The following is a 25,984-nucleotide window of genomic DNA, read 5'->3' as shown; positions in this document are numbered from 1 at the left end:
GCGATCCTGTTAGGCTGCGCGACCAGTGGAACACCGTCCTGATGGACGTCCCCTGTCACCCACCCGAAAGGGAACAACACATGTCCGAAGCCTTCATCTACGAGGCGATCCGCACCCCGCGCGGTAAGCAGCGTGGCGGCGCCCTCAACGAGATCAAGCCCGTCAACCTGGTTGTCGGCCTGATCGACGAGATCCGGGTCCGGTTCCCCGACCTGGACGAGAACCTGATCAGCGACCTGATCCTCGGTGTGGTCTCCCCGGTGGGCGATCAGGGCGGCGACATCGCCCGCACCGCCGGCCTGGTGGCCGGTCTGCCCGAGACCACCGGCGGCTTCCAGCTCAACCGGTTCTGCGCGTCGGGCCTGGAGGCTGTCAACCTGGGCGCCCAGAAGGTGCGTTCGGGCTGGGACGACCTGGTGCTCGCCGGTGGCGTCGAGTCGATGAGCCGCGTCCCGATGGGCGCCGACGGCGGCGCCTGGGCCGGTGACCCCGACACCAACTACCGCATCGGCTTCGTCCCGCAGGGCATCGGCGCCGACCTGATCGCCACCATCGAGGGCTTCTCCCGCGAGGACGTCGACGCCTACGCCGCCCGCAGCCAGGAACGCGCCGCGGCGGCATGGTCGGGCGGCTACTTCGCCAAGTCGGTCGTGCCGGTCCGCGATCAGAACGGCCTGGTCGTGCTGGACCACGACGAGCACATGCGTCCCGGCTCCACCGTGGAGAGCCTGGGCAAGCTCAAGACCGCGTTCGACGGTATCGGCGCGATGGGCGGCTTCGACGACGTGGCGCTGCAGAAGTACCACTTCGTGGAGAAGATCAACCACGTCCACACCGGCGGTAACAGCTCGGGCATCGTCGACGGCGCCGCCCTGGTGCTGATCGGCTCCGAGGAGGCCGGCAAGTCGCAGGGCCTGACCCCGCGCGCCCGCATCGTGGCCACCGCCACCTCCGGCGCCGACCCGGTCATCATGCTGACCGGCCCGACCCCGGCGACCAAGAAGGTGCTCGACCGCGCCGGGCTGACCGTCGATGACATCGACCTGTTCGAGCTGAACGAGGCGTTCGCCTCGGTGGTGCTGAAGTTCCAGAAGGATCTGAACATCCCGGACGAGAAGCTCAACGTCAACGGTGGTGCCATCGCGATGGGCCACCCGCTGGGCGCCACCGGCGCCATGATCACCGGAACCATGGTCGACGAGCTCGAGCGTCGTGGCGCGAAGCGTGCGCTGATCACGCTGTGCGTCGGCGGCGGCATGGGCGTGGCCACCATCATCGAGCGCGTCTAGGGAGACTGAAAAAACATGGCAGAGAACACTATTCAGTGGGACCAGGATGCCGACGGCATCGTCACCCTGACGCTGGACGACCCGACCGGTTCGGCCAACGTGATGAACGAGCATTACAAGGAATCCATGCACAACGCCGTCGAACGGCTGGTTGCTGAGAAGGATTCGATCACCGGTGTCGTCATCGCCAGCGCGAAGAAGACCTTCTTCGCCGGTGGTGACCTCAAGGCGATGATCAACGTCGGCCCCGAGGACGCCGCGGCGTCGTTCGCCGAGGTCGAGGCGATCAAGGCCGACCTGCGCAAGCTGGAGACCCTGGGCAAGCCCGTCGTGGCCGCCATCAACGGCGCGGCCCTCGGTGGCGGCCTGGAGATCGCGCTGGCCACCCATCACCGCATCGCCGCCGACGCGCGCGGTGTCGTGATCGGCCTGCCCGAGGTGACCCTGGGCCTGCTGCCCGGCGGTGGCGGCGTCGCCCGCACCGTGCGCATGTTCGGTGTGCAGAAGGCCTTCATGGAGGTCCTGAGCCAGGGCACCCGGTTCAACCCGGCCAAGGCCAAGGAGATCGGCCTGGTCGACGAGCTGGTCAAGTCGGTCGACGAGCTGATCCCCGCCGCGAAGAAGTGGATCAAGGAGAACCCCGAGGCCGGCGTGCAGCCGTGGGATGCGAAGGGCTACAAGATGCCCGGCGGCACCCCCGCCTCGCCCGGCCTGGCCGGCATCCTGCCGTCCTTCCCGGCGCTGCTGAAGAAGCAGCTCAAGGGCGCCCCGATGCCCGCGCCGCGGGCCATCCTCAACGCCGCCGTCGAGGGCGCACAGGTCGACTTCGACACCGCGACCCGCATCGAGAGCCGCTACTTCGTGCAGCTGGTGACCGGGCAGACCGCCAAGAACATGATCCAGGCGTTCTTCCTGGACCTGCAGGCCATCAACGGCGGCGCCTCGCGGCCCGACGGCATCGCCCCGCAGGAGATCAAGAAGATCGGCGTGCTGGGCGCGGGCATGATGGGCGCCGGAATCGCCTACGTGTCGGCCAAGGCCGGCTACGACGTCGTGCTCAAGGACGTCACCATCGAGGCCGCCCAGAAGGGCAAGGCGTACTCCGAGGGCATCGAAGCCAAGGCGCTCAAGCGCGGCAAGACCACCCAGGAGAAGTCCGACGCGCTCCTGGCCAAGATCCACCCGACCGCCGACCCCGCCGATCTCAAGGGTGTCGACTTCGTCATCGAGGCCGTCTTCGAGAACCAGGAACTCAAGCACAAGGTGTTCCAGGAGATCGAGGACATCGTCGAGCCGAACGCGCTGCTGGGCAGCAACACCTCCACCCTGCCGATCACCGGTCTGGCGACCGGCGTGAAGCGCCAGGAGGACTTCATCGGCATCCACTTCTTCAGCCCCGTCGACAAGATGCCGCTGGTGGAGATCATCAAGGGCGAGAAGACCTCTGACGAGGCGCTGGCCCGGGTGTTCGACTACACCCTGGCCATCAAGAAGACCCCGATCGTGGTCAACGACAGCCGCGGCTTCTTCACCAGCCGCGTCATCGGCACCTTCGTCAACGAGGCGCTGGCCATGCTGGGCGAGGGCGTCTCGGCTGCCACCATCGAGCAGGCGGGCGCCCAGGCCGGTTACCCGGCCGCGCCGCTGCAGCTCTCCGATGAGCTGAACCTGGAGCTCATGCAGAAGATCGCCGGCGAGACCCGCAAGGCGACCGAGGCGGCCGGCGGCACCCACGTCGCGCACCCGGCCGAAGAGGTCGTCAACAAGATGATCGAGATCGGTCGTCCGTCGCGCCTCAAGGGCGCGGGCTTCTACGAGTACGTCGACGGCAAGCGCGTCGGCCTGTGGCCGGGCCTGAAGGAGACCTTCAACTCCGGTTCCACCGAGATCCCGCTGCAGGACGCCATCGACCGCATGCTGTTCGCCGAGGCGCTGGAAACCCAGAAGTGCATCGACGAGGGCGTGCTCACCTCGACCGCCGACGCCAACATCGGCTCCATCATGGGAATCGGCTTCCCGCCGTACACCGGTGGTTCCGCGCAGTACATCGTCGGTTACGAGGGCCCGCTGGGCGTCGGTAAGGCCGCGTTCGTGGCCCGGGCCAAGGAGCTGGCCGCCCGCTACGGCGACCGTTTCAACCCGCCCGCCTCGCTGGAGGCCTAGCCGGACAAGACCAGGAACCCCCGGGCCCACCGTCCTCGAAGCGGCGAGCCCGGGGGTTTCTTGCTGTCCATGTGCGCTCCGGTGGGGGCACGCCGGCATCTGCGATGAGTTTCGCCGGTCGTCGTGGTCGGATCGGAGTGCACACACAACAGATATGGTCGGCGCTGGACCGGCAGGTGGCCGACGGCCGCATCCCCGGCTATGTGGCCGCCGTCCGCCGCGATGGCGTCACGGCGGTTCAGGCGTCGGGACTGAGGTCGTTCGATACGGATGCCCCGCCGATGCGGGAGGACACCCCGTTCCGGATCGCCTCGCTGTGCAAACCTCTGGCGGCGGCTCTCACGCTGTCGCTGATGGAGGACGGGCTGCTGCGCCTGGACGACGAGATCCGGCGCTGGCTACCCGAACTCGCCGAGCCGGCGGTGCTGCGCCGGCCGGACGGCGCACTGAGCGACACCGTCCGCGCCGACCGTCCCATCACGGTCGCGCACCTACTCACGATGACCGCGGGCTGGGGCGTGCTCTTCGACGAGTGTGCGCTGCAGTCGGCCATCGAAGAACAAGGGATCGGCTCCGGCCCGGTACCGCCGCAGATGACCGGTGACGAATTCATCCGCCGGCTCGCCCAGTTGCCGTTGGCATTCCAGCCCGGAACCGGTTGGCTGTACGACACCTCATTCAAGGTGCTCAGTGTGCTCCTCGATCGTGTCAGCGATCTTTCGCTGGGAGAGCTTGTGGCCCAACGCATCACCGGGCCCCTCGGGATGGCCGACACCGGTTTCTGGACCGCTGCCGATCGGTTGCCCACTGCGTACCGGCCGACACCGGACGGAGTCGAGCTCATTGCGCTGCCGGACGGCGCCTTCACACAGCCGCCGCAGTTCGAGGAACTCAGCTGTGGGCTGGTGTCCAGCGGGCCGGATCTGTTGCGCTTCTTCTCGGCGCTGGCCGACGGCGGCGACCCTGTCCTCAGTCCCGAGTCGGTGAGGATGATGACGACGGACAGCCTGACCGTCGAACAGCGCCGACAGGCGCTGCCGATCCTGGGCGCGGGGGTGTCCTGGGGGCTGGGCACGGCGGTGGACGTGGCGGCCGTGCGGCCGTGGATGCGACCCGGCCGGTGGGGCTGGATGGGTGGCACCGGGACCACGGGGCATGTCGCTCCCGACGGATCGGTGGCGGTGTTCCTGTCCCAGCGCGAACTCGCCGATGCCCAGGACGGATTCGACGAGTTCTGGACGGCCGTCGAAGGGCCGACGTCACTTCCGGGGTGTTCGGCCGTTTCGACGTAGGACGACGCTGTCGGCTGGCGGTCGCACGCCGTGCGCGAGCCCGTTGCCGGTGTGCAGGCCCGCGACGAACGCGGCGAGGGTGCGGAAACGCTTGCGTGTGTTCGTCATGACTCCGACGATGCCGAGTCGTCGCGCCCGAGAACAGTGGCACCAGTGCCCGCCTTCGTTAAGATAGTGACATGCATACCGTGGCGATCCTCGCCTACGACGGCATGACCGGCTTCGAATCGGGCCTGGCCACCGAGATCTTCGGGATGGCCGAACTGCCCGGGAAGTTCTCCGCGGGCGTCGCGCCGCCCGGCTACGCGGTGCAGCTGTGTTCGGAACAACCGGAGGTCCGGATGCTGGGCGGGGCGGTCATGCGCACCTCCTATGGCATCGAGGATCTGGCGAACGCGGACACCGTGCTGATCCCCAGCGTGCGTGACGTCGGCGCGGCCCCGTCGCCCGAACTCGTCGAGGCCATCCGGGCCGCCGACGACCGGCAGGCACGGCTGGTGTCGATCTGTTCGGGTGCCTTCGCGCTGGCCGCCGCCGGGGTGCTGGACGGCCGCGCGGCGACCACCCACTGGATCTACGCCGACCAACTGCAGCGGCAGTACCCGGACATCGACGTCGACCCGGCGCCGCTGTACGTGGACAGCGGCCGGGTGCTCACCAGCGCGGGATGCGCCGCGGGGCTTGATCTCTGCCTGCACATCGTGCGCACCGATCACGGGATGCGGGTCGCCAACGATGTGGCCCGGCGGCTGGTGATCGCCCCGCACCGGGCGGGCGGGCAGGCCCAGTACATCGACGCCCCGGTACCCGAACCGACCGCCGACGGTCGCATCGCGGCCGGAATGGCTTGGGCCCTCGAACATCTCGACAGACCCATCACCCTCGACGAACTGGCCGCGCAATCGGCCATGTCCCGGCGCAGCTATCTGCGCCAGTTCGCGAAGGCCACCGGCACCACGCCCATCAAGTGGCTCATCGAACAACGCGTGCAGGCCAGCCTGGCGCTGCTGGAGTCCGCCGACCTGTCCATCGAACAGATCGCGGCCCGGGTCGGTTTCGAATCGCCGGTGACCTACCGTCACCACTTCACCCGGCAGATGCGCACCACGCCCAGCGACTACCGCAGTTGCTTCACCGGCTGATCCCGGTGCCACAATGAGCCGGTGACCGAAAGCTTTACCGAAAGGTTTGCGGCACGGCTGGCCGGTTACGGCGACCGGCCGTGCATCGAGTTCGAGGGTCGCTGGTTCTCCGGGGCCGAGATCGCCGGATACGGCTCCGGACTCACCGGCCTGCTGGAGCGGGCCGGACTGGACGCCCGCGCACCGGTGGGGCTGGTGGTGCGCAATCGGTATGCGCACGCCGCCGCGACCATCGGGCTGCTGGCGGCCGACCGGCCGGTGGTGATGATCTATTCCTTCCAGTCGCCCGAGGCGATCGCCGCCGACATCGAACGGCTCGACGTCGCGGCGGTGCTCGCCGACCCGCAGGACTGGACCGACCCGGTGACGGCCGCCGCCGAGGGCATCGGGGCGGCCCGGGTGGAACTGGGCGCCCGGGCGCCGACGCTCGCCGGCGTCGGGGTGCCACGGCCGCGCCGGCCGATCGGCGGCGCGCTGGCCATCCTCACCAGCGGAACCACCGGGGCGCCAAAACGATTCGTGGTCCGCTCGGCGGTGCTGGAGCACACCGTGTTCAGCGTGACGGGTGGGCAGGCCGCCCCCGACGAGCCGCCCGAGCTGGCCTACTGGCCGCTCGGCGGGATTGGCGGTGTCTGCCAGCTGGTGACCGCCATCTACGTGGGCAAGCGGATGGCGTTGCTGGAGCGGTTCAGCGTGCCGGCCTGGGTGCAGGTGGTCAAGACCCACCGGTTGCGCCGGGTGGGTGTGCAGCCCGCCGTGGTGCGCATGCTGCTGGAGGCCGATCTGCCCGCAGCGGACCTGTCCTCGCTGGATTTCGTGATGTGCGGATCGGGTCCGCTGGATGTCGCGACCCGCGACGCCTTCGAGCAGCGTTACGGTGTGCCGGTGCTGACCGCCTACGGCGCAACGGAATTCGCCGGTTCGGTGTGCGCCTGGACGCCGGATCTGTACCGCGAGTTCGGCGCGCGCAAACGTGAGAGCTCGGGCCGGGTGCTGCCGGGGGTGCGGGTCCGGATCCTCGACGCCGACACCGGCGCCGAGGTGCCCACCGGGCAGTCGGGCATCCTCACCGCCCAGGTGCCGCTGCTGGGACCGGACTGGATCCGCACCACCGATATCGCGTCCATCGACGCGGACGGGTTCATCACCCTGCACGGCAGGGCGGACGGGGCGATCAACCGCGGCGGTTTCAAGATCCTCCCCGAAACGGTGCGGGCCGTGCTGATCTCGCATCCGCAGGTGCGTGACGCCGGGGTGGTGGGGGTGCCGGACGGGCGGCTCGGGGAGGTGCCGTTCGCGGCCGTGGAGACCGTGGCGGGTGCCCGCGTCACCGAGGACGATCTGCTGGCCGTGATCCGGGAGGCATTGCCCGCGCACCACGTGCCCGTCGCGGTGGCATTCGTCGACGAGCTGCCCCGCACCCCGTCACTCAAGGTCAGCGTGCCCGGGGTGGCCGCGTTGTATCGACGGGCGTCATAAAGCAGGCTGGTGGCCATGCCCGGTTTCACCACCGTCGCCGACGGCCGATTCCTCGGCCGCCAGCACATCCGGTTGTTGCGCATCTACCTGGCCGCGACGACCTTCCTCTACACCTACGGCGTGGTGTTCACCCTCTTCCCGGTGCGGACCGACCTGGAGTACGGAAACCCGGTGGGCGGCATGATCGCCATCGCACTGGGCGTGGCGGCGCTGATCGCGCTGGCGGTCCGGCCGGGCCGTGCCGGCTTCGCCACCGGCGCGGCGGTGCTGGCCACCCCGATCGTGCTGGCCTATCACGTCACCCTGACCGCCCAGTACGTCTGCCTGATCGCGCCGATGTTCCTGGCCATGTATCTGCGGGCCTTCCACCCGCCGCGGCGGGCGTGGGTGTTGATCACCCTGCTCACCGCGGCCTGCGTGGCGGCCGTCGCCGTCTCTCCGGCACCCCACGTCACCGTCATCACCTACCTCATCGTCATCGTGGCGATCTTCGGCGCCGCAGAGTCTTTCGGGTTCCTGATGCGGGCGATGTTCACCGCCGCGTGTACCGACCCGCTCACCGGGGTGTCCAATCGGGCCGGGTGGGAGATCGACACCGCCGAGCTCGTCGCCCGGTTCCGCTCGGCGCCGGTGCCAGTCACCGTCATCGCCCTGGACATCGACGGCCTCAAGAACCTCAACGACACCTACGGACATCAGGCCGGGGACCGCCGGATCGCCGAGTACGCACGGGCCTGGGCCCGGGCGACACCGCGCGATGCCGTGGTGGCGCGACTCGGCGGCGACGAGTTCGGCATCTGTGTGGTGCACCCGCAGGCGGTGGTGGTGCAACGGCTGCTCGACGAGATCCGGACGCAGACACCGGGGGTCAGCATCGGCACCGCCACCGGCTCGTCGGTCACCGCCGACATCGCCGCGCTGTACGCCGAGGCGGACGCCGAGCTCTACCGCAGCCGCGGAATCCCGCTACGCGACGAGCTGGGTCCCCGTTAGAAGCCGCCCAGGTCCGCGGACAGCCAGTGCTGGGGCTTCACGAACACCGCGATGCTGGGACCGTGCTCACGGCGGGCCATCTCCAGATACGGTTCGACGGCCTCGGGCGGAAGGTAGCGCCGGGTCATCTCGACGAGCTGCTCGTCGGTGCCCTCCTCGATACGGCTGACCGGGCCGTCCACCGCGACGTAGCGCACGGTGGGTTGGACCCGGTCGACCATCAGCGAGCAGTGTCCGGCGGCCTCGAGCAGCCGGTGCTTGCGTGACCCGGCTCCGGTGGTGAACCAGAGCTCACCGCCGGGGGAGTACTGGTACCAGATCGGCACGGTCAGCGGACCGCGGGTATTTCCCCTGATCACCGACAACGCGGCGACATGGGGCTCGGCGAGGAACTCTTCGCGTTCTTCCCGAGACAGTGCCATGGCTCTAGAGGCAGGGAGTGAAGAACAGCAGCTTCGGCCCGCAGATGCCCGAGCTGCCCAGCTTGGGCAGACCGATCTTCGGGTGCGGGATGCCGATCTTGGGCAGGCCGACCTTCTTGGGGAAGATCCGCGGGTGCGGGGGCATCTTCAGGTTCGGGAGCTTGGGCAGGCCGATCCGCGGGGACGGCAGTGCGCGGGCCACCTGGGCGACGTCATTGGCCGCCGAGAACGTCCGGGCCACGCCGGTGGCTGCGCCGCCGGCCGCGCCGGCCATGTTCATCACGCGGGCGCCGCTAGGAGCAACTCCGTTGAGGAGGGCGATGGTGGTGGCCACGTCGGCGGCGGCGGCGGTGGCCAGTACCGGCCAGCCGAGCACGGTGTCGGCCGTACCGACCACCGAGTTCCACACCCGGGTGCCCTCGGGGATCATCTGGGCCTGCTTGGCCAGCTGCCAGGCGCCGCCCATCTGCTCCGGCGTCAGCTTGGCCACGGCCGGGGTCTCGGCCTTCTGCAGCGCGGCCGACAACAGCGACTGGCACTTGCCGGTGTCGGCGTTGCGGACCTGCGACTTGTTGCAGCTGTCGACGCAGCTGCCGTTGAATTCGGACTGACCCGGCGCACAGGTCGTCTCGGCGACGCTGGGTGCCGCGGTGGCGACCGAAATGGCTGCCAGGGGCATCAGCGCCGCGAACGTGGCGGCCGCGAGGCGACGTGTGAAGGCGGTCATGACCAGTCCTCAGCGTTGGTACAGCGAATGATTTCTGGCAAGTGTAGACGATTTAAGAATGGGCCGGGTGGGCATAGAGTTTGTCCCTATGCGCTTCGGACTCTTCATTCCGCAGGGTTGGCGACTCGACCTCGTCGACATTCCCACCGATAAGCACTGGTCAGTGATGCGAGACCTGGCCACCTACGCCGATAACAGCACGTGGGACTCGGTGTGGGTCTACGACCACTTCCACACCGTCCCGGTGCCCACCGATGAGGCCACCCACGAGGCCTGGACGCTGATGTCGGCCTTCGCCGCGGTCACCGACCGGGTGAAGTTGGGGCAGATGTGCACGGCCATGAGCTACCGGAATCCGGTGTATCTGGCAAAAGTTTCCTCGACAAATGACATCATTTCCGGGGGCCGCACCCAGATGGGTATCGGCGCCGGCTGGTACGAGCACGAATGGCGCGCCTACGGCTACGGGTTCCCGTCCGCCGGTGAGCGGCTGGGCCGTCTCGACGAGGGTGTGCAGATCATGCGGGACGCCTGGCGGGACGGCCGGGTCACCTTCAAGGGCAAGCACTACCAGGTCGACGACGCCATCGTTGCCCCCAAACCGCTGCAGGACGGCGGCCTGCCGCTGTGGATCGCCGGCGGCGGCGAGAAGGTCACCCTGCGCATCGCGGCCAAGTACGCGCAGTACACCAACTACAGCTGCAACGCCGAAGAGTTCGCCCGCAAGTCGCAGATCCTGGCCGAGCACTGCCGCGACGTCGGCACCGAGTACGACGCGATCGTGCGGTCGGCCAACTTCAACGCCGTCATCGGCAGCTCCGAATCCGACGTCAAGGAGCGCCTCGAACGCATCCGGGCCCGGCAGGTCAGCCGGGCGGGCGAAGCGGCGGTCGACGCCATGCTGGCCAATGTCGCCTCGCCGGACTCGGCGACCGGCACGCCCGAACAGGTCGTGGCGCGGCTGCAGCGCCTGCGCGACCTGGGCTGCGAGTACGCCATCCTGTACTTCCCGGAGGCCGCCTACGACAGGTCGGGCATCGAGATGTTCGAGCGCGAGGTCATCCCGGCGCTGAGTTAGGGCACTCTCGACACCTGGTAGTGCAGGATCAGCCAGCCGTCGGCGGTGCGGGTGAGCAGCACGCTCAGGTTCAGCGGCAACGCCGAACCGTCGGGGAATTCGAAATCGGCCCGCAGGTAGCCGAGCAGGATGCCGTCGGCGGGTGTGCGGGTTTCCAGGATGCGGTAGCGCACCGTCAGCCCGGGCGGTTGGGACGCGTAGTAGTCGCGCACTCCGGCGCGCCCCACGGTGTAGGGCCGCAGTCCCTGGAAGACGGCGTCTTCGGTGAAGACCTGGGCGACCCGGTCCGGATCGTGGGCGTCGATCCCGGCCTGCCAGACGTCGAGGACGCTGCGCAGCTCGTGCTCACCGTGGCCCATGATCAGTGCCCCGCGCTCTGGCCGCCGTCGACGTGCAGGATCTCGCCGGTGACGAACCCGGCGTTCTCCAGATAGAGCACCGCGTCCACCACGTCGTCGAGTTCGCCGATGCGCTTCTGCGGGTTCAGCTGGGCCAGGCTGTCGTATTCATGGTCGCCGTGCATCGGGGTGCGGATGATGCCCAGGGCCACCGCGTTCACCCGGATGCCGCGGGTGGCGTACTCGACGGCCAGTGACCTGGTGGCCGCATTCAGCCCGCCCTTGGTCAGCGATGCCAGCACCGAGGGCGCCGCGGAGTTGGCCTGATCGACCAGGCTGGTCGATATGTTGACCAGATGGCCGCCCTGGGGCATGGCGGCGACGGCGGCGCGGGACACCTCGAAGAAGCCGCGCAGGTTCACGCCGGTGATGGCGTCGTAGTCCGCGTCGGTGTATTCGGTGAACGGTTTGGCGATGAAGATGCCGGCGTTGTTGACCACGGTGTCGACGCGCCCGAACCGCTCCAGCGCGGCCTCGACGATGCTGCGCCCGACGCCCGGTTCGCCGATGTCACCGGCGACGGTGAGCACCATCGGGTCGTCGCTCGCGCCGATACTGCGGGAGTTGGCGACCACGGCGTAATCGGCCTTGCGGTAGCCGGCGACCAATGCGGCGCCGATGCCCTGAGATGCGCCGGTGATGATCGCGACGCGGGTGGGATTGTTCATGGCTGGACCTCTTCCGGGAGTTTCGTGGACCTGCTGATGCACGGCTCAACCGGAATCGCCGCGGCGCCGATGCCGGGCCGGTGGGACCGGAAATCTCGCTGGTAGGAGGCTGTGACTACTACGCTTGCCGGGTGGAGCTGCGGCAGCTGCGATACTTCGTCACCGTCGCCGAGGAGTTGAACTTCGGCCGGGCGGCGCAGCGCCTGCGTATCGCGGGACCGTCGCTGTCCCAGCAGATCAAGACGCTGGAACGCGATCTGAAGGTGCAGCTGTTCGACCGGGACCGCCGCTCGGTGGCCCTGACACCCGCCGGGGTGGCGCTGCTGGCCGAGGCTCACTCACTGGTTCGTCAGGCCGATGAGTTCCGAAGGCGCGCAATTGGATTGGGCTCCGGTGCGGATGCCGACGATCCGGTGCGCATCGGCTGCGTCAACTGGTGTCCGGTGGACTGGTCCGAACGGGCCGCCGGGGTCGCCACCCTGCGGGTCGACGCCTGGGTGATGCCATCGCACGCCCAGGCGGCCCGGGTCGCCGACGGCAGTCTGGACCTGGCGATCTGTTGGGTGCAACAGGACGACCTGCAGGCGCTGAGCCTGCACTCCCGCCTGGTCGGGGTGGACCGACTGTATGCGCTGAGTCCCGGTGGCGATGACTCGCCCGTGGACGCGAAAGACACCGTGGCACTTGTGGATACCGATACCGCGAGCTGGTCGTCGTGGAATCGCTACGCCGAGCGGTTCGCGGCCGCCACCGGCGCCCGGGTGATGCGCACCGACGACGGTGGTGTCACCGGGCCGACCTTCTTCGAGCATGCGCGTCGGCTCGGCCGGCCCGTTCTCAACAATCCCAAGGGACAGAACGACACCGAGCCCAGGGACCTGGTCCGCCGACCGGTGGTGCGCCCGACGCCGTTGTGGACGTGGTCCCTGGTGTGGCGGCGCGACGAAGACCGGGCGAACGTGCTCGCCGTGGTCGACGCCCTGGTCCGTGACGTCGGCGATCTCGGGATCGGCGCGCCCGGCAGTTGGCTGCCGGACCGGGATCCTTACCGCTGACACCACAACCCCATTGCTGCCAGCCGGAAATTCTGCGTCCGGGGGATGCGCCCGGCGGTTGGGCGCCGTTGACTGTGAACACACACGAAAAGGGGTCGGACATGAGCGAGAACATCACGGTATTGGTCACCGGGGCCAATCGGGGGCTGGGCAGCAAGATCGCGGCGGAATTCGTCGCCCGCGGCGCCAAGGTCTATGCCGCGGCACGCAAACCGGAGAGTGTCGACGCGGCCGGGGTCATCCCGGTGCAACTCGACATCACCGATCCCGAATCGATCCGACGGGCCGCCGAGGTCGCGAACGATGTCACCGTGCTGGTGAACAACGCCGGCATCTCGACCCGGGCCAATCTGCTGACCGGTCCGATGGAGGACATCCGCGCCGAGATGGAATCCCACTACTTCGGCACCCTGAACGTCATCCGGGAGTTCGCCCCGGTCATCGAGCGCAATGGCGGGGGTTCGATCCTGAACGTGCTCTCGGCGCTGTCCTGGAAGCATCCGGCCGGCTCCGGTGCGTACGCCGCGGCAAAGGCGGCCGCGTGGGCACTCACCGACGCGGTACGTGAGGAACTCGGCCCGCGGGGTGTCACCGTCGCGGCCCTGCATGTCGGCTACATGGACACCGACATGGTGAGTTACATTCCGGCAGACCAGAAAACCGACCCCGCGGTGGTCGCCCGGATGGCTGTCGACGGGGTGCTCGGCGGGGCCACCGAGATCCTGGTCGATGACACCGCGCGACGTGCCAAGGCCGCCCTTTCGGGGGCCGTGTCATAGTGAGGCCTCATGGAGAAGATTTCACTCACCGCGTTGGCGCGTGAGCACCTGGAAAAGGCCCGCGCCGCCAGCAGTGGGCGTAGTTCGCATACGGTCTACGGCGGCCACGAGCACAGTCTCCGACAGGTCCTGCTGGCCCTGACCGCGGGCAACGGACTCGACGACCACGAGAGCCCGGGGGAGGCGACCCTGCAGGTGCTGCAGGGCCGGGTCCGGCTGTCCACCGAGCAGGCCGGCTGGGAGGGTTCAGCCGGCGATCATCTGGTGGTGCCGCTGACCCGGCATGCGCTGGCCGCGCTCGAGGATTCGGTGGTCATTCTGACCGTCGCCAAGAAGCTCGGCCCGCACGTCTAGAAGGGGCTCGAGTTGGACTGCCACTTGGCTTCTTCGGGGCGTGCCCCGAAGCGCCGGGCGTAGTCCTCGTGGAGGCGTGCGTTCTTCTCGCGGTTGATCGCGTCGACGAGGTTGGGGTCCAGCCCGTGCTGGGCGAGCCGGTGCCGTCGCCACACCTTGTTCAGCACGTAACCCATGATCACGGCCCAGATGTAGATCGGCACCGTCATCTCCAGGTGCACGTACAGCGAGGCCGGCAGCAGCCACAGCGGCGCGAGCAGTAGCGCCGGCGGGATCGAGTAACGGATCATGTGCCGACGGATGGCGCCCGGGCCGGCCAGGTCGTTGGTCACCCACTCGCGCATGGAGTCGGGCAGGCGCTTCCCGTACGCGTAGAGGAGGCGTTGGATCCGGGACGGTTGTGTGGCGGCCATGATTTACATCGTACCCTAATGATTAGCGGACTAAGTAGTACGCTGTGGGGATGACCACCGTTCTGCCTGCCTCCGGCAGCGATGTCGATCCACTCGCCCTGGAGCATCAGGTGTGCTTTGCGCTGGCGGTCACCAACCGCGCCGTGCTGGCGGTGTACCGCCCCCTGCTGGAACCGCTCGGGCTCACCCATCCGCAGTATCTGGTGATGCTGGCGCTGTGGGACAACGCCAAGACGGGTGCCGACGCGCTATCGGTCAAACAGATCGCCGCCCTGCTGCAGATGGATCCGGCCACCACCTCGCCCATGCTCAAGCGGCTGGAGGCGCTCGGGCTGGTGGCGCGTACCCGCAGCGCCGCCGACGAACGGGCCATCCTGGTCAGTCTCACCGAGGAGGGCGCCGCGCTACGGCACCGGGCCGTGGACATCCCGCCCACGGTGGTGGCCCGTCTGGGGGTCGAGCTGTCCGAGCTGGAGCACCTGCACTCGGTGCTCACCCGGATCAACACCGCCGCGCTGGCCGCCGGCGCGCTGGACTCGGCAGACTCCTAGATCGCCGGGCCCAGCAGGTCGTCCGCATCCTTGATGACATAGCCGTAGCCCTGCTCGGCCAGGAAACGCTGCCGGTGCGCGGCGTACTCGGCGTCCAGGCTGTCGCGGGAGACCACCGAATAGAACACCGCACCGCCGCCGTCGTGCTTGGGGCGCAGCAGCCGGCCCAGTCGCTGGGCCTCCTCCTGGCGGGACCCGAAGGTGCCCGAAACCTGCACGGCCACAGACGCTTCCGGGAGGTCGATGGAGAAGTTCGCCACCTTGGACACCACCAGCGTCTTGATCTCGCCGCTACGGAACTGGTCGAACAGCTGCTCACGTTCGGCGTTCTTGGTGGACCCCTGGATCACCGGGGCGTTCAACTCCTGACCCAGCTCGTCGAGCTGATCGAGGTAGGCGCCGATCACCAGGGTCGGTTCGTCCTTGTGCCGCTCCAGGATCGACTTCACCACCGCGATCTTGGTGTGCGCGGTGGAGCACAGCTTGTAGCGCTCCTCCGGCTCGGCGGTCGCGTAGATCATCCGCTCGTTGTCGGTCATCGTGACCCGCACCTCGATGCACTCGGCCGGTGCGATCCAGCCCTGGGCCTCGATGTCCTTCCACGGCGCGTCATAGCGCTTCGGCCCGATCAGGGAGAACACGTCGCCCTCGCGGCCGTCCTCGCGGATCAGGGTCGCGGTCAGGCCGAGCCGGCGGCGCGACTGCAGATCCGCGGTCATCCGGAACACCGGCGCGGGCAGCAGGTGCACCTCGTCGTAGATGATCAGGCCCCAGTCGCGGCTGTCGAACAGCTCGAGGTGCTTGTACTCACCCTTGGTGCGGCGGGTGATCACCTGATAGGTGGCGATGGTGACCGGGCGGATCTCCTTGCGTTCCCCGGAGTACTCGCCGATCTCCTCCTCGGTCAACGAGGTCCGGGCGATCAGCTCGCGCTTCCACTGCCGGCCCGCCACGGTGTTGGTGACCAGGATCAGCGTCGTCGCCCCGGCCTTGGCCATCGCGGCCGCACCGACCAGCGTCTTGCCCGCGCCACAGGGCAGCACCACCACCCCGGAGCCGCCGGCCCAGAACGAGTCGGCGGCCATCTCCTGGTAGTCGCGCAGCGCCCAGCCGTCCTGGGCCAGGCTGATCGGGTGGGCCTCGCCGTCGACGTAGCCGGCCAGGTCCTCGGCCGGCCAGCCGATCTTGAGCAGCATCTGCTTGACCCGGCCGCGCTCGCTGCCGTGCACGATCACGGTGTCGTCGTCGAGGCGCGCCCCCAGCATCGGGGCGATCTTCTTGTTGCGCAGCACCTCCTCCAGCACCGCGCGATCCAGGCTGACCAGCGTCAACCCGTGCGCCGGATGCTTGATCAGCTGCAACCGGCCGTAGCGGGCCATGGTGTCGACGATGTCGACCAGCAACGGCTGCGGCACCGCGTAGCGCGAGAAGCTGACCAGCGCGTCGACCACCTGCTCGGCGTCGTGGCCGGCGGCGCGGGCGTTCCACAGCGCCAGCGGGGTGATCCGGTAGGTGTGGATGTGTTCGGGGGCGCGTTCCAGCTCGGCGAACGGCGCGATCGCGGCGCGTGCCGCCCCTGCGAGTTCATGATCGGTTTCGAGCAGCACAGTCTTGTCGGACTGGACGATCAGGGGCCCTTCGGTACTCATCCCGACCATTATCCAGAGTCGGCCGACACCACGGAGGTCACGCGGTGGATGGCAAACTCTCGGACCCGGCCCGAGGCCGGATCGAAGGCGGTCAGCTGGCCGCCGCGGATGTTGATCGGCGACACCACGCGCTGGGTGGCCACCCCGGCCGGGTCGACGTAACCCATCACCACCGAGGTCTGCTCCAGGGCGGCCTGTTGCAGCAGCGCCACCAGCACCGCGGGGTCCAGTCGCTCGCCGGACCGCGGGGCCGCGGCCACGCTGCGCATCACCGCGACGATCGCGCCCAGGGTCTGGCTGGGGGGAGCGGTCAGCGGCCGGAACACCCGGCGGCGCCCCGGGGCGGGCACCCGGGCGCCGCGAGCCCGGATGTCGACGACGGCCCCGGTGGAATCCTCGGCGGCGGGTACGAAACCGCCGGCCCGCAGCGCGGCCAGCACATCGCCGATGGCCGACTGGGACACCGCTACGGTCGGCGCCAGGATCCGCAGCTCCAGCGGTTCGGCCGCCGGCGACGCCATCGCCTGCGCCAGCAGTGCGGGGTCCTCGCACCGCACGAACGACGTCGCCATGCCGACCCGCAGCTGCCCGTGCCGGCGCGCCACATCGTCGATCAGGTACGTCAAGCCTTGCGGCACAGGTGTTTTCGAGTGCTTCTCGAAGAAGGCGTGCAGGCCGCCCGCGGTCTGCCCGGCATCCAGTGCCCGCCGGATGGACGCTTCACTGATCCGGTAGACCATCGCCGCGCCCGCCGACTCCACGGTGGCCACCATGTCGAGTTGCTCGGCGAGGTCGCGGATCAGCGGACCGGGCACCACCACGGTCAGATCGGCCTGCAGCAGGAAGTGGTCCAGCGGTGCGGGCAGCACCTTGGCCATCGCGTTGATGACTTCTTCGGCGGCGTCTTCGGTGCGCTGGGCCAGCAGCATGCGGGCCGGGGTCGCGATGGCCCCGCGGCCGACCAGTCCGACGGCGTGCGCCTCGCGCAGCAGATTGGTCACCGGCTCCAGTTGCAGCCGGGCCGACCAGCGCGGGCGCTGCCACATCATGGCCTGCGCCGCCGACTCGGGCTCCACGCCCGCGCCGGGCGGCAACCCGTTGAGCACCGTGAGCAGTAGCCGCCGGTCCAGCGGGGCGGCGGTGGAGTACAGCGCGTCCGACAGCACACCGAAGGGTTTGCCGTCGGGCCCGCGGCTGCCGATCAGGCTGGGCCGGGCCGGCAGGTTCAGCCAGGTCCACGCGATCAGGTGCCAACGCGCGGCGGTGGAGATCTCGATGAACCGGTCCGCGGCGATCGTCGGCGCCCAGTACGGCGCGTTGCCGTCCGGCGGCTCCGGATCCGGTGTGCCGGGGGCGATCAGTCCGGCGGCCGCGGCCACCTCCAGGATCAGGCCGAGCCGCTGCTCGTCGATACCGGTGGACTTGGTGAGTTTCTTGACCTCACGGACCCCGAGCCCGCCGGCCTTCAGCTCGGGCACCGGCGCGTTCGACAGCGCCTCGATGAGCACGTCGACCTCGCGCAGCAGGTCGATCGCGGCGCCCGCGGCGACCGAGTCCACGTCGGCCTGTGTGGTGGTGTGCCGGGTGGGGTCCGGTGTGGTCAGCCCGACCGGGCCGGGCAGGTCGCCGCGCATCACCTGGGCGACCACCCGGGGCAGGATCACGGTGTCCCCGGAGTCGCTGGGGATGCGGTGCAGCAGACCGGCGGCGAGCAACCGCTGGACCGGCCGGTCCGGGTCGGTGCCCGGGACGGCGTCGCGGGTGCGCCCGACCGGGGACCCCTCGACCAGCCGGGTGAGCAGTTCGCGGGAGGGCTCGTCGAGGCCGTCGAGCAGTGCCGGGATCTCGTCGGCGGGCGGGTCGGGCTGATCGGGGACCGCCTGACCCGGGTACCAGGGCAGCCCGGCCGCCACCTCGGCCACCACGCGCAGCGAGTCCTCCCCCCAGATCAGGGCCCGGTCCTGCAGTTCGGCGAGCGCGGCCTTCAGCTCGGCCGGCTCGGCCCGGTCGCCGATGAACTCCGCCAGCATGTCCCGGGGTACCGGTGCGGTGTTCGCGTGCAGCACCAACAGCGCGTCGAGCACCGCGAGCTGCAGGAAGTTCAGCCCGTCGGTCGCGGCCTTGACCGACTGGCGGGCCTGGGCCCGGGCCGCGAGCGCGGCGATGGTGCCGGGCGGCGGCTGGGTGAGGTCGGGCCGGCATTCGAGCAGCCGGACCAGGCTGTCGTCGGGCAGCTCGGCGAGCCAGACGCCCAGTGGCACGGTCTGGGCTGGAATAGTCATTGCTTGACCAGCCTAGGGCAGCGTCCCGCTCTCGCCACCGCTCGTAGTACCTGCCACAATGTCAGGCGTGGCAGACAACAAGCAGTACGTCGACAATGGTTGGCCCGAGGTCGCCGATGGTGATCACGCCGTGAGCGAGCTCGTGAGCGACCGCACCGGATCGCTGTCCCCGTTCGGTGAAGTGACCTTCCCGCTGCCGGCAGAGCAGCTGCCCTATCTGCATCCGGTCACCGTCGTCAACAAATAACCGGTGAGCGGGCTCTCGCACCTCGACGAGTCGGGCGCGGCACACATGGTCGACGTCACCGCCAAGACCGCCACCAAGCGCACCGCGGTGGCGCAGGGTGTGGTGACCACCCGTGCCGACGTCATCGACCTGATCGCCGGCGGTGGCCTGCCCAAGGGTGACGCGCTGCCGACGGCGCGGGTCGCCGGCATCATGGCGGCCAAACGCACCAGCGATCTCATCCCGCTGTGCCACCAGCTGGCACTGACCGGGGTCGACGTCGACTTCGCCGTCGGCACCACCGACGTCACCATCACCGCCACCGTGCGCACCACCGACCGCACCGGCGTCGAGATGGAGGCGCTGACCGCGGTGAGCGTGGCCGCCCTGACCGTGTACGACATGATCAAGGCCGTCGACCCCGCCGCGCGCATCGAGGACATCCACGTGCTGCGCAAAGAGGGCGGTAAGACCGGAACCCGGCAGCCATGAGAACGGCCCGGGTGATCATCGCCTCCACCCGCGCGGCCACCGGGGTCTATGAGGACCGCACCGGGCCGGTGATCGTGGACTGGCTGACCGGCCGCGGCTACGAGGTGCCCGCCCCGGTGGTGGTCGCCGACGGCAGCGCGGTCGGCGAGGCGTTGCAGGCCGCGTTCGACGCCGGCGTGCACGTCATCATCACCTCCGGCGGGACCGGAATCTCACCCACCGATCGCACCGCCGAGGCCACCGCCGCGCTCGTCGACTACCAGATTCCCGGGCTGGCCGACGCCATCCGGCGCTCCGGGCTGCCGCATGTGCCGACCTCGGTCCTCTCACGCGGCGTGTGCGGGGTGCGCGGGCGCACCCTGGTGGTCAACCTGCCGGGATCGACCGGCGGGGTGAAGGACGGCCTCACAGTGCTGGCGGGCGTTCTCGACCACGCCGTGGACCAACTCGCCGGGGGAGACCATGCCAGGCGCTGAAGTACTGCGGGTCGGGCTCTCCGGGGAGCCGATCTCACTGTCCGAACACGAGGATCTGGTGGCCCACGCGTCCGCCGGCGCCGTGGTGGGGTTCTCCGGCGTCGTCCGCGACCACGACGGCGGGCGGTCGGTGACCCGACTGCAGTACGAGGCGCACCCGTCGGCGCTGCAGACCCTCACCGCCGTGGTGCACGAGGTGGCCGGGGAGTGCGAAGGCGTGCGGGCGATTGCGGTCAGCCACCGCATCGGCGATCTGCGCATCGGTGACGCGGCGCTCGTCGTGGCGGTGGCCGCCGATCATCGGCGGGCGGCGTTCCAGACCTGCGCGCTGCTCGTCGACGTCGTCAAGGAGCGGCTGCCGGTGTGGAAACACCAGCATTTCGCCGACGGATCCGATGAATGGGTCAACTCGGCCTAGAAACATGGGCCCGAGAAACACCGAAGCCGCACACCTCGCGGGAGTGCGGCTTCGGAATCGAACGACTTACGGGGCCGGCAGCGGTGCACCCGGGGCCGGGGGAGCCGGCGGGGCGATGACCGCGCCCGGCGGCAGTTCCGGTGCGGTTCCGGTCAGCGAGCGCTGAGTGGCCACCGCGAGCAGGGCATCCCGGCCGGAGATCTGCTGGGACTGCACGGCGTCCCAGATCTGGCGCAGGTAGCTGACGTTGGCGCTCTCATTGGGCAGCGCGTTCGGGTCCATGGTGGTGCCGGGTGCCAGGTTCTCCGGGCTGATCAGGTGCGGGACACCGTCGGCCGGGAGCGGCAGCTGGCCGGAGATGGCCTGGTTGGCGACATCCATGGCCGGCTGCGGCAGCTCGACGCCGTTGAGCGGGGCCAGCGGATCGGGCGCCGGAGCGGCGACCGCTTCCGGAGCCGGGGCCGGAACCGGGGCGGGCGCCGGAACCGGGGCGGGTGCCGGCAGCACCGGCTCCAGCGGCATCGGTGCGTCGTGCAGGGCCCACAGCTGGGGCTGATCGGCCGGGGCCGGATCGACCGCGACATCCCAGTCGGCGACCTGGATGATCGGCAGCGAGGCCAGCTGCTCGGGCGTGAGCGGTGCGTCGAAGGCGACGGGCTCGGCCGGGGCGGGCGGCAGCGGTGCGTCGATGGGCAGCGGGGCCGGAGCGGCCGACAGCGCGACGTCGACGGGCTCGGCCGGGGGCAGCGGCGCTTCGACGGGCAGCGGCGCTTCGACGGGCAGCGGGGCGTCCAGCGGGACGGCTACCGCCTCGGGAGCCGGGGGAAGGACCTCAGGGGCAGGCGGCAGCGCCTCGGGAGCCGGTGCCGGGGGCAGCGGGGCATCCAGCGGCAGCGGGGCATCCAGCGGCAGCGGGGCCGGCGCGGCGAAGGCGTCGAACGGGGCGGGCGGCGGCGGCGGGGCGTCCGCCGGCGGCGGCGGGAGCTCACCGTTGATCAGCGGGTTGTCGAGCGCCTGCGGGGCGGGCTCGTTCACCACGTTGCGCGGGGTGGCACCGGACAGACCGCGTCCGCACGTGGGCCACGCGCCCTTGCCCTGGTTGGCCAGGACGCGCTCGGCGACGGCGATCTGCTCTTCCTTGGTGGCCAGGTAGGCGGCCGGGGCGAATTCGCCGCCGCCGTGACCCGACCAGGTGCTGGGGGAGAACTGCAGGCCGCCGTGGTAGCCGTTGCCGGTGTTGATGGCCCAGTTACCGCCGGACTCGCAGCTGGCGACGGTGTCCCATTCGCCATCGGTTGCAGCGCCGGCCTGACCGGCGAGTGCGAGGCTGCCGCCACCGAGAACTGCACCGGTGAAGGCGATTTTCGCGACGCTTACAGAAGATGATGTGGGCTTACGGTGCCGTCCACTCATAAAACGCAAAGTTCCTCTCGTCAGCGCCCGCGAGGTCAGCTGTCGGGTTCGGGCTGGAGAGGTTGCCCGGCCTCCGTGTTGTGCACCATGTGCACTACTTCGGCTTCACCCCAAGGAACCGGTACTGCAGTTCCTGGTCTGCTTGTCGGCGGACCGGTGGGTCCCCCGCCTCCATCCAGTGGTTCGTGTTGGCCCTCGGCTGATGGATGGAGCTCGGCGCAATCAGACGAGGCAGGCCAATCGATTTGGGTCGACCGGCTTGGCACGACGGTAACGGTTCTCGGGTCGACCGTCACCTCGACGCGGTTCCGGCGTTTCCTGTGGCTGCAAACTCTGAGAGGACTTTAAAGGCGCAGGCGATTCGGGCGTTTCCGCAGGTGCTTTCACCACTCAAACCGCAGGTAGCCAGCCCGTGATCATTTCGTTATGTGACGTAAATCACGACTATCCGCCGGCGAACGGGGGTAATACATCCACCGTTTCGGTTGTTTGGAGCGCGACGTTTTTATCTCGTACCGCGACACCGTCGCGCAGGAACGAGCAGCGTGCAAGGACTTTCGCCAACTCGGGCCCGCGCTGGGCGAGGCCCTCGACGAGGGTGTGAACGGTGGTGCCCGTGGGGCAACGCAACGTTTCGGTCTCGATCCCCGCGGCGGCCCGCGCGGCCGCGAAGTATCGAACGGTGATCTGTAGTTCGGACATGCTCAACCGCCGATGGCGCTCATCGGCCGGGCCGGCTGGATGAAGCTCGGATCGTTGATGCCGTGCCCGGCCGGTTTGGCCCACATCGCCGTCCGCCAGGCCGCCTCCAGCGCGTCGTCGTCCGCGCCGCCACGCAGCAGGGCACGCAGGTCGGTCTCGGTCGTGGAGAACAGGCAGCTGCGGATCTGGCCGTCGGCGGTGAGCCGGGTGCGGTCGCACGCACCGCAGAACGATTCGGAGACCGAGGCGATGACGCCGACGGTGGCCTCGCCGCCGTCGACCCGCCACAACTGTGCCGGTGCCGATCCGCGCGGGCCGGGGTCGGGTTGCAGGTCGAAGTGCCGGCGCAGGGTGCTCAGCACGGTGTCCGCCTCGATGGTCTTCGCGCGGGTCCACTCGTGCCCGGCGTCCAGCGGCATCTGTTCGATGATCCGCAGCTGATAGCCGTGCTCGAGACAGAAGGACAGCAGCGGCACCACATCATCCAGCCCGGTCCGCGGGTCGAGCACCGCGTTGACCTTGATCGGCCCCAGGCCGGCCTCGGCGGCGGCGGCCAGCCCGGCCAGCACATCGTCCAGTCGGTCGCGGCGGGTGATCTGGGCGAAGTGCTCGGCGTTGACGGTGTCCAGCGAGACGTTGACCCGGTTCAGTCCGGCCTGCTTCAGCTTCGCGGCGTGTCGCGCCAGCCCGAGGCCGTTGGTGGTCACCGCGATCTCGGGACGTGGCCGCAGCGCGGCGGCGGCCGCGATGGTCTGCGCCAGGTGCGGGGACACCAGCGGTTCACCCCCGGTGAACCGCACGCTGGTGATACCGAGTCGGGTGACCGCGATGCGCAACAGCCGGGCCAGCTCGTCGGCGCTCAGCAGCTGGCTGTCGGGCAGCCACTGCAGGCCCTCGGCGGGCATGCAATAGGTGCAGCGCAGATTGCAGCGGTCGGTCAGGGACACCCGCAGATCGGTGGCGATCCGGCCATAGCTGTCCAGCAGCGGGCCGTCGGCGGGCATCCCCGGGGCGGGGGGTCGGCCCGGCATCGGCAGTCCGAGGTTGGTCAGGGTCATCGCGACACCCCGGCAAAAGGCTCGTCGGTGGGAACGATCTCCTTGCCCAGCGGCATCAGCGACACCGGGATCAACTTGATCGTCGCGATCGCGAGCGGGATACCGATGATCGTGATGGCGTACGCGATCGCGGAGAGCACATGACCGATCGCCAGCCAGATACCGGCGACGAGCAGCCAGATGATGTTGCCGACGGTGGCGCCGGGTCGCACGCCGGGCTTGTCGACCACCTTGTAGCCGAACGGCCACAGCGCGTAGAGGCCGATGCGGAACGCGGCGAAGCCGAACGGGATGGTGACGATGAGGATGAAACAGATGATCCCGGCCAGGAAGTATCCCAGCGCCAGCCAGAGGCCACCGAAGATCAACCAGATGACGTTGAGTACTAGGCGCATGGTCTCCTCCAGGCTGTCGCATTAGCCTACTTGTTAGGATCTTCCCCATTGCGTCCTGCGCAGGCGGGACGCATTACTTATGTGATCTATCAAGACGGACGGGTGAGCGCAGTGCCAACCGGCAAGGTGAAGTGGTACGACTCCGAGAAGGGCTTCGGTTTCCTTTCTCAGGAGGATGGCGAGGACGTATACGTGCGTGCGTCGGCGCTGCCGTCGGGTGTCGAGGGGCTCAAGGCCGGCCAGAAGGTCGAGTTCGGCCTGGCCGCCGGGCGTCGCGGCCCGCAGGCGCTGCAGGTCAGGCTGCTCGATCCGCCGCCGAGCCTGTCTCGGACGCGGCGCGAAGCGGCGACCGTCGAGCACAAGCACACCCCGGACGAACTGCACGGCATCATCGGTGACCTGATCACCCTGCTGGAGAACACCATCCAGCCCGAGCTGCGCAAGGGTAAGTACCCCGACCGTAAGGTCGCCCGCCGGGTGTCCGAGGTGGTCAAGGCCGTCGCCAGCGAACTCGACGCCTGATACCCCGCCGGCGGGGCACACTGGCCGGATGGCCTACGTGAACCCCAAGGGTGACTTCGACCGGGACACCGACTACCTGACCGACCGGATCACGGCCGACGGCCGGGACGGGTATCCCGTCGAACCCGGCCGGTACCGGCTGGTGGTCGCGCGGGCGTGCCCGTGGGCCAACCGGGCCATCATCGTGCGGCGCCTGCTCGGCCTGGAAGACGTTCTGTCCATTGGTTTTTGCGGGCCCACCCACGATGAGCGCAGTTGGACGTTCGATCTGGACCCCGGTGGTGTGGACCCGGTGCTGGGCATCCACTACCTGCGCGACGCCTACGACAAACGCATCCCGGACTACCCGAAGGGCGTCACGGTGCCCGCGATCGTCGACGTGCCCACCGGCGAGGTGGTCACCAACGACTTCGCGCAGATCACCCTGGACCTGTCCACCGAGTGGACCGCCCATCACCGCGAGGGCGCCCCACAGCTCTACCCGCAACCCCTGCGGGCCGAGATCGACGAGGTCGCCCAGCGCATCTACACCGAGGTGAACAACGGCGTGTACCGGTGCGGGTTCGCCGGTTCGCAGGACGCCTACGACGCGGCCTACGACCGGCTGTTCACCGCGCTGGACTGGCTGACCGAAAGACTCGGCAAGCAAAGGTATCTCGTGGGCGACACCATCACCGAGGCCGATGTGCGGCTGTTCACCACGCTGGCCCGGTTCGACCCCGTTTACCACGGGCACTTCAAGTGCAACCGGTCCAAGCTCACCGAGCTACCGGTGCTGTGGGCCTACGCCCGCGACCTGTTCCAGACCCCGGGCTTCGGCGACACGGTCGACTTCGTGCAGATCAAGGCGCACTACTACATCGTGCACACCGACATCAATCCCACCCGGGTGGTCCCGAAGGGTCCCGAGCTGGGTGGCTGGCTCACCCCGCACGGGCGGGAGGCGTTGGGCGGCAGGCCTTTCGGTGACGGCACCCCGCCCGGCCCGACGAAGCCGGGTGAAGAGGTCCCGGCCGGTCACCGGGCCGGCTGAAAGTCCGTCACCGACTCCGAATACTCTTCGTCCGCATCCCAGCTGGTGCGCACCGACCACTCGGCGTGCGGCACCGGGAACTCGTTGCCGTCCTCGTCGCGCACCAGGGTGGGCAGCTGCACGACGATCCCGGTCAACTTCCCGAAACGGGCGTCGACGCTCGGAATCTTGACCGTCCGCGCGGCATTCGGGAGGAAGCCCTGCACCACCGGCGCGGCGGCGTCCTCGTAGGTGCGCACCAGCAACCAGGGGCCCCGGGCGATCGCCGGGTCGACGGCCAGCTGCACCGGGTGCCGCGAGTTCAGTGCGAGATCGGCGGTGTTCTGCGGGAAGTCGCAGTCGTCCAGGTCGAGCACCGGGCAGTACAGGAACGGGCCCACCCGGACGGTCTGCCCGTGCGAGTAGGCGCTGATCTCGGGGTAGTGCGGCCCGCTGTTCCGGCTGAGTTGCCACACCAGCAGGCCGGTGCCGATCGATGAGAGCAGGGCCAGGGCCGCGAGAATCGCCACGCCTTT

29 protein-coding genes and 1 riboswitch are annotated in these 25,984 nt (G+C 69.2%); of the genes, 17 read left to right on the top strand and 12 right to left on the bottom strand.

Going from position 1 to position 25,984, the window contains the following annotated elements; translation table 11 throughout:
- Positions 1 to 80 precede the first annotated feature (80 nt).
- The 6 genes from K0O62_RS24490 (at position 81) to K0O62_RS24465 (ending at position 8,358) form a co-directional block, all read left to right on the top strand.
- Complete coding sequence (locus K0O62_RS24490) at positions 81 to 1,289, top strand: acetyl-CoA C-acetyltransferase (RefSeq protein ID WP_073859024.1); 1,209 nt, start codon at positions 81 to 83, stop codon at positions 1,287 to 1,289.
- 15 nt (positions 1,290 to 1,304) lie between these two features.
- The gene (locus tag K0O62_RS24485) at positions 1,305 to 3,452 is read left to right on the top strand and encodes a 3-hydroxyacyl-CoA dehydrogenase NAD-binding domain-containing protein (RefSeq protein WP_073859023.1); all 2,148 of its coding nucleotides are present in this window, start codon (positions 1,305 to 1,307) and stop codon (positions 3,450 to 3,452) included.
- Positions 3,453 to 3,589: 137 nt separating this feature from the next.
- A complete protein-coding gene (locus K0O62_RS24480; protein WP_079244437.1) occupies positions 3,590 to 4,744 on the top strand; it encodes a serine hydrolase domain-containing protein in 1,155 nt (384 codons plus the stop codon).
- A 179-nt stretch (positions 4,745 to 4,923) separates the two neighbouring features.
- A complete protein-coding gene (locus K0O62_RS24475; protein ID WP_073859021.1) occupies positions 4,924 to 5,886 on the top strand; it encodes a helix-turn-helix domain-containing protein in 963 nt (320 codons plus the stop codon).
- Positions 5,887 to 5,907: 21 nt separating this feature from the next.
- Positions 5,908 to 7,365: a class I adenylate-forming enzyme family protein gene (locus K0O62_RS24470; protein WP_073859020.1), complete on the top strand. Its 1,458-nt coding sequence runs from the start codon at positions 5,908 to 5,910 to the stop codon at positions 7,363 to 7,365.
- Positions 7,366 to 7,380: 15 nt separating this feature from the next.
- Positions 7,381 to 8,358, top strand: a complete 978-nt coding sequence (locus tag K0O62_RS24465; protein ID WP_073859057.1) for a GGDEF domain-containing protein — start codon at positions 7,381 to 7,383, stop codon at positions 8,356 to 8,358.
- Here K0O62_RS24465 and K0O62_RS24460 read toward each other — a convergent pair.
- Both K0O62_RS24460 and K0O62_RS24455 read right to left on the bottom strand, forming a co-directional pair.
- A complete protein-coding gene (locus K0O62_RS24460) occupies positions 8,355 to 8,780 on the bottom strand; it encodes a pyridoxamine 5'-phosphate oxidase family protein (protein WP_073859019.1) in 426 nt (141 codons plus the stop codon). The genes K0O62_RS24465 and K0O62_RS24460 overlap by 4 nt on opposite strands.
- Before the next feature lie 4 nt (positions 8,781 to 8,784).
- Complete coding sequence (locus tag K0O62_RS24455) at positions 8,785 to 9,507, bottom strand: furin-like repeat-containing protein (protein WP_073859018.1); 723 nt, start codon at positions 9,505 to 9,507, stop codon at positions 8,785 to 8,787.
- An 88-nt stretch (positions 9,508 to 9,595) separates the two neighbouring features.
- Between K0O62_RS24455 and K0O62_RS24450 the strand changes: the two genes are divergently transcribed.
- On the top strand, positions 9,596 to 10,585 hold the full coding sequence (locus tag K0O62_RS24450) for an LLM class F420-dependent oxidoreductase (RefSeq protein ID WP_073859017.1): 990 nt from the start codon (positions 9,596 to 9,598) through the stop codon (positions 10,583 to 10,585).
- On the opposite strand, the gene K0O62_RS24445 is transcribed toward K0O62_RS24450, so the two are convergent.
- Both K0O62_RS24445 and K0O62_RS24440 read right to left on the bottom strand, forming a co-directional pair.
- Positions 10,582 to 10,944: a YybH family protein gene (locus K0O62_RS24445; protein WP_073859016.1), complete on the bottom strand. Its 363-nt coding sequence runs from the start codon at positions 10,942 to 10,944 to the stop codon at positions 10,582 to 10,584. The genes K0O62_RS24450 and K0O62_RS24445 overlap by 4 nt on opposite strands.
- Before the next feature lie 2 nt (positions 10,945 to 10,946).
- Positions 10,947 to 11,651: an SDR family NAD(P)-dependent oxidoreductase gene (locus K0O62_RS24440; protein ID WP_073859015.1), complete on the bottom strand. Its 705-nt coding sequence runs from the start codon at positions 11,649 to 11,651 to the stop codon at positions 10,947 to 10,949.
- A gap of 131 nt (positions 11,652 to 11,782) precedes the next feature.
- Between K0O62_RS24440 and K0O62_RS24435 the strand changes: the two genes are divergently transcribed.
- The 3 genes from K0O62_RS24435 to K0O62_RS24425 all read left to right on the top strand — a co-directional run bounded on the left by K0O62_RS24435 (position 11,783) and on the right by K0O62_RS24425 (position 13,839).
- Positions 11,783 to 12,706 (top strand): LysR family transcriptional regulator, encoded by a 924-nt coding sequence (locus K0O62_RS24435; protein ID WP_073859014.1) that lies wholly within the window; start codon positions 11,783 to 11,785, stop codon positions 12,704 to 12,706.
- Between the two features lie 101 nt (positions 12,707 to 12,807).
- Positions 12,808 to 13,485, top strand: a complete 678-nt coding sequence (locus tag K0O62_RS24430; protein ID WP_073859013.1) for an SDR family oxidoreductase — start codon at positions 12,808 to 12,810, stop codon at positions 13,483 to 13,485.
- A 9-nt stretch (positions 13,486 to 13,494) separates the two neighbouring features.
- The gene (locus tag K0O62_RS24425; RefSeq protein WP_073859012.1) at positions 13,495 to 13,839 is read left to right on the top strand and encodes a cupin domain-containing protein; all 345 of its coding nucleotides are present in this window, start codon (positions 13,495 to 13,497) and stop codon (positions 13,837 to 13,839) included.
- On the opposite strand, the gene K0O62_RS24420 is transcribed toward K0O62_RS24425, so the two are convergent.
- Entirely contained in the window at positions 13,836 to 14,252 is a 417-nt protein-coding gene (locus K0O62_RS24420) for a DUF5313 domain-containing protein (RefSeq protein WP_073859011.1), read from the bottom strand. The two genes, K0O62_RS24425 and K0O62_RS24420, sit on opposite strands and share 4 nt — an antisense overlap.
- Before the next feature lie 50 nt (positions 14,253 to 14,302).
- Here K0O62_RS24420 and K0O62_RS24415 point away from each other — a divergent pair, with 50 nt between their 5' ends.
- Positions 14,303 to 14,803, top strand: coding sequence for a MarR family winged helix-turn-helix transcriptional regulator (locus K0O62_RS24415; RefSeq protein WP_073859010.1), 501 nt, complete (start codon positions 14,303 to 14,305; stop codon positions 14,801 to 14,803).
- Here the strand turns inward: K0O62_RS24415 and K0O62_RS24410 are convergent.
- Positions 14,800 to 16,452 (bottom strand): DNA repair helicase XPB, encoded by a 1,653-nt coding sequence (locus tag K0O62_RS24410; RefSeq protein WP_073859056.1) that lies wholly within the window; start codon positions 16,450 to 16,452, stop codon positions 14,800 to 14,802. The genes K0O62_RS24415 and K0O62_RS24410 overlap by 4 nt on opposite strands.
- Before the next feature lie 8 nt (positions 16,453 to 16,460).
- Positions 16,461 to 18,734 carry a helicase-associated domain-containing protein gene (locus tag K0O62_RS24405; protein WP_073859009.1) on the bottom strand — a complete coding sequence of 758 codons (2,274 nt, stop codon included), beginning with the start codon at positions 18,732 to 18,734 and terminating at the stop codon, positions 16,461 to 16,463.
- A 58-nt stretch (positions 18,735 to 18,792) separates the two neighbouring features.
- Here K0O62_RS24405 and K0O62_RS24400 point away from each other — a divergent pair, with 58 nt between their 5' ends.
- Genes K0O62_RS24400 through K0O62_RS24385 form a run of 4 tightly spaced genes read left to right on the top strand, consistent with a single transcriptional unit; the run spans position 18,793 to position 20,346 of the window.
- Positions 18,793 to 18,981 carry a hypothetical protein gene (locus K0O62_RS24400; RefSeq protein WP_073859008.1) on the top strand — a complete coding sequence of 63 codons (189 nt, stop codon included), beginning with the start codon at positions 18,793 to 18,795 and terminating at the stop codon, positions 18,979 to 18,981.
- Between the two features lie 3 nt (positions 18,982 to 18,984).
- A complete protein-coding gene (gene moaC / locus K0O62_RS24395) occupies positions 18,985 to 19,452 on the top strand; it encodes a cyclic pyranopterin monophosphate synthase MoaC (RefSeq protein WP_073859007.1) in 468 nt (155 codons plus the stop codon).
- Positions 19,449 to 19,928, top strand: a complete 480-nt coding sequence (locus K0O62_RS24390) for a MogA/MoaB family molybdenum cofactor biosynthesis protein (RefSeq protein WP_073859006.1) — start codon at positions 19,449 to 19,451, stop codon at positions 19,926 to 19,928. The genes moaC and K0O62_RS24390 overlap by 4 nt, the downstream gene beginning before the upstream one ends.
- Positions 19,915 to 20,346, top strand: coding sequence for a molybdenum cofactor biosynthesis protein MoaE (locus K0O62_RS24385; RefSeq protein ID WP_073859005.1), 432 nt, complete (start codon positions 19,915 to 19,917; stop codon positions 20,344 to 20,346). Before K0O62_RS24390 ends, K0O62_RS24385 begins: the two co-directional genes overlap by 14 nt.
- 66 nt (positions 20,347 to 20,412) lie before the next feature.
- Here K0O62_RS24385 and K0O62_RS24380 read toward each other — a convergent pair whose 3' ends face one another.
- From K0O62_RS24380 to K0O62_RS24365, 4 genes are all read right to left on the bottom strand, one after another.
- Positions 20,413 to 21,759, bottom strand: a complete 1,347-nt coding sequence (locus tag K0O62_RS24380) for a transglycosylase family protein (RefSeq protein WP_073859004.1) — start codon at positions 21,757 to 21,759, stop codon at positions 20,413 to 20,415.
- A 9-nt stretch (positions 21,760 to 21,768) separates the two neighbouring features.
- Positions 21,769 to 21,970: riboswitch (cyclic di-AMP (ydaO/yuaA leader) on the bottom strand.
- A 233-nt stretch (positions 21,971 to 22,203) separates the two neighbouring features.
- Positions 22,204 to 22,461, bottom strand: a complete 258-nt coding sequence (locus K0O62_RS24375; RefSeq protein ID WP_073859003.1) for a MoaD/ThiS family protein — start codon at positions 22,459 to 22,461, stop codon at positions 22,204 to 22,206.
- 2 nt (positions 22,462 to 22,463) lie between these two features.
- Positions 22,464 to 23,519 (bottom strand): GTP 3',8-cyclase MoaA, encoded by a 1,056-nt coding sequence (gene moaA / locus K0O62_RS24370; protein WP_073859002.1) that lies wholly within the window; start codon positions 23,517 to 23,519, stop codon positions 22,464 to 22,466.
- Positions 23,516 to 23,914, bottom strand: a complete 399-nt coding sequence (locus tag K0O62_RS24365; protein WP_073859001.1) for a YccF domain-containing protein — start codon at positions 23,912 to 23,914, stop codon at positions 23,516 to 23,518. Before K0O62_RS24365 ends, moaA begins: the two co-directional genes overlap by 4 nt.
- A gap of 111 nt (positions 23,915 to 24,025) precedes the next feature.
- On the opposite strand from K0O62_RS24365, the gene K0O62_RS24360 reads away from it, so the two are divergent.
- Together K0O62_RS24360 and K0O62_RS24355 are read left to right on the top strand one after the other, a co-directional pair.
- The gene (locus K0O62_RS24360) at positions 24,026 to 24,436 is read left to right on the top strand and encodes a cold-shock protein (RefSeq protein ID WP_073859055.1); all 411 of its coding nucleotides are present in this window, start codon (positions 24,026 to 24,028) and stop codon (positions 24,434 to 24,436) included.
- A 28-nt stretch (positions 24,437 to 24,464) separates the two neighbouring features.
- Positions 24,465 to 25,469, top strand: coding sequence for a glutathione S-transferase family protein (locus K0O62_RS24355; RefSeq protein WP_073859000.1), 1,005 nt, complete (start codon positions 24,465 to 24,467; stop codon positions 25,467 to 25,469).
- Here K0O62_RS24355 and K0O62_RS24350 read toward each other — a convergent pair.
- Positions 25,454 to 25,978, bottom strand: a complete 525-nt coding sequence (locus K0O62_RS24350) for a DUF2771 domain-containing protein (RefSeq protein WP_425561772.1) — start codon at positions 25,976 to 25,978, stop codon at positions 25,454 to 25,456. The genes K0O62_RS24355 and K0O62_RS24350 overlap by 16 nt on opposite strands.
- Positions 25,979 to 25,984: the final 6 nt, after the last annotated feature.

It is taken from the genome of Mycolicibacterium diernhoferi (assembly GCF_019456655.1).
Classification (GTDB): Bacteria; Actinomycetota; Actinomycetes; order Mycobacteriales; family Mycobacteriaceae; genus Mycobacterium; species Mycobacterium diernhoferi.
This window is presented reverse-complemented; position numbering and strand designations above follow the sequence as displayed.

Excerpts from the sequence above, each read along its gene's own strand:
- K0O62_RS24390 (WP_073859006.1), top strand. The coding sequence starts at position 19,449 with ATGAGAACGGCCCGGGTGATCATCGCCTCCACCCGCGCGGCCACCGGG.
- K0O62_RS24455 (WP_073859018.1), bottom strand. The coding sequence starts at position 9,507 with ATGACCGCCTTCACACGTCGCCTCGCGGCCGCCACGTTCGCGGCGCTG.
- K0O62_RS24440 (WP_073859015.1), bottom strand. The coding sequence starts at position 11,651 with ATGAACAATCCCACCCGCGTCGCGATCATCACCGGCGCATCTCAGGGC.
- K0O62_RS24380 (WP_073859004.1), bottom strand. The coding sequence starts at position 21,759 with ATGAGTGGACGGCACCGTAAGCCCACATCATCTTCTGTAAGCGTCGCG.
- K0O62_RS24410 (WP_073859056.1), bottom strand. The coding sequence starts at position 16,452 with ATGAGTACCGAAGGGCCCCTGATCGTCCAGTCCGACAAGACTGTGCTG.
- K0O62_RS24405 (WP_073859009.1), bottom strand. The coding sequence starts at position 18,734 with ATGACTATTCCAGCCCAGACCGTGCCACTGGGCGTCTGGCTCGCCGAG.
- K0O62_RS24465 (WP_073859057.1), top strand. The coding sequence starts at position 7,381 with ATGCCCGGTTTCACCACCGTCGCCGACGGCCGATTCCTCGGCCGCCAG.
- K0O62_RS24400 (WP_073859008.1), top strand. The coding sequence starts at position 18,793 with ATGTCAGGCGTGGCAGACAACAAGCAGTACGTCGACAATGGTTGGCCC.
- moaA (WP_073859002.1), bottom strand. The coding sequence starts at position 23,519 with ATGACCCTGACCAACCTCGGACTGCCGATGCCGGGCCGACCCCCCGCC.
- K0O62_RS24445 (WP_073859016.1), bottom strand. The coding sequence starts at position 10,944 with ATGGGCCACGGTGAGCACGAGCTGCGCAGCGTCCTCGACGTCTGGCAG.
- K0O62_RS24490 (WP_073859024.1), top strand. The coding sequence starts at position 81 with ATGTCCGAAGCCTTCATCTACGAGGCGATCCGCACCCCGCGCGGTAAG.
- K0O62_RS24425 (WP_073859012.1), top strand. The coding sequence starts at position 13,495 with ATGGAGAAGATTTCACTCACCGCGTTGGCGCGTGAGCACCTGGAAAAG.
- K0O62_RS24430 (WP_073859013.1), top strand. The coding sequence starts at position 12,808 with ATGAGCGAGAACATCACGGTATTGGTCACCGGGGCCAATCGGGGGCTG.
- K0O62_RS24355 (WP_073859000.1), top strand. The coding sequence starts at position 24,465 with ATGGCCTACGTGAACCCCAAGGGTGACTTCGACCGGGACACCGACTAC.
- K0O62_RS24365 (WP_073859001.1), bottom strand. The coding sequence starts at position 23,914 with ATGCGCCTAGTACTCAACGTCATCTGGTTGATCTTCGGTGGCCTCTGG.
- K0O62_RS24415 (WP_073859010.1), top strand. The coding sequence starts at position 14,303 with ATGACCACCGTTCTGCCTGCCTCCGGCAGCGATGTCGATCCACTCGCC.
- K0O62_RS24475 (WP_073859021.1), top strand. The coding sequence starts at position 4,924 with ATGCATACCGTGGCGATCCTCGCCTACGACGGCATGACCGGCTTCGAA.
- K0O62_RS24420 (WP_073859011.1), bottom strand. The coding sequence starts at position 14,252 with ATGGCCGCCACACAACCGTCCCGGATCCAACGCCTCCTCTACGCGTAC.
- K0O62_RS24375 (WP_073859003.1), bottom strand. The coding sequence starts at position 22,461 with ATGTCCGAACTACAGATCACCGTTCGATACTTCGCGGCCGCGCGGGCC.
- K0O62_RS24485 (WP_073859023.1), top strand. The coding sequence starts at position 1,305 with ATGGCAGAGAACACTATTCAGTGGGACCAGGATGCCGACGGCATCGTC.
- K0O62_RS24450 (WP_073859017.1), top strand. The coding sequence starts at position 9,596 with ATGCGCTTCGGACTCTTCATTCCGCAGGGTTGGCGACTCGACCTCGTC.
- K0O62_RS24460 (WP_073859019.1), bottom strand. The coding sequence starts at position 8,780 with ATGGCACTGTCTCGGGAAGAACGCGAAGAGTTCCTCGCCGAGCCCCAT.
- K0O62_RS24385 (WP_073859005.1), top strand. The coding sequence starts at position 19,915 with ATGCCAGGCGCTGAAGTACTGCGGGTCGGGCTCTCCGGGGAGCCGATC.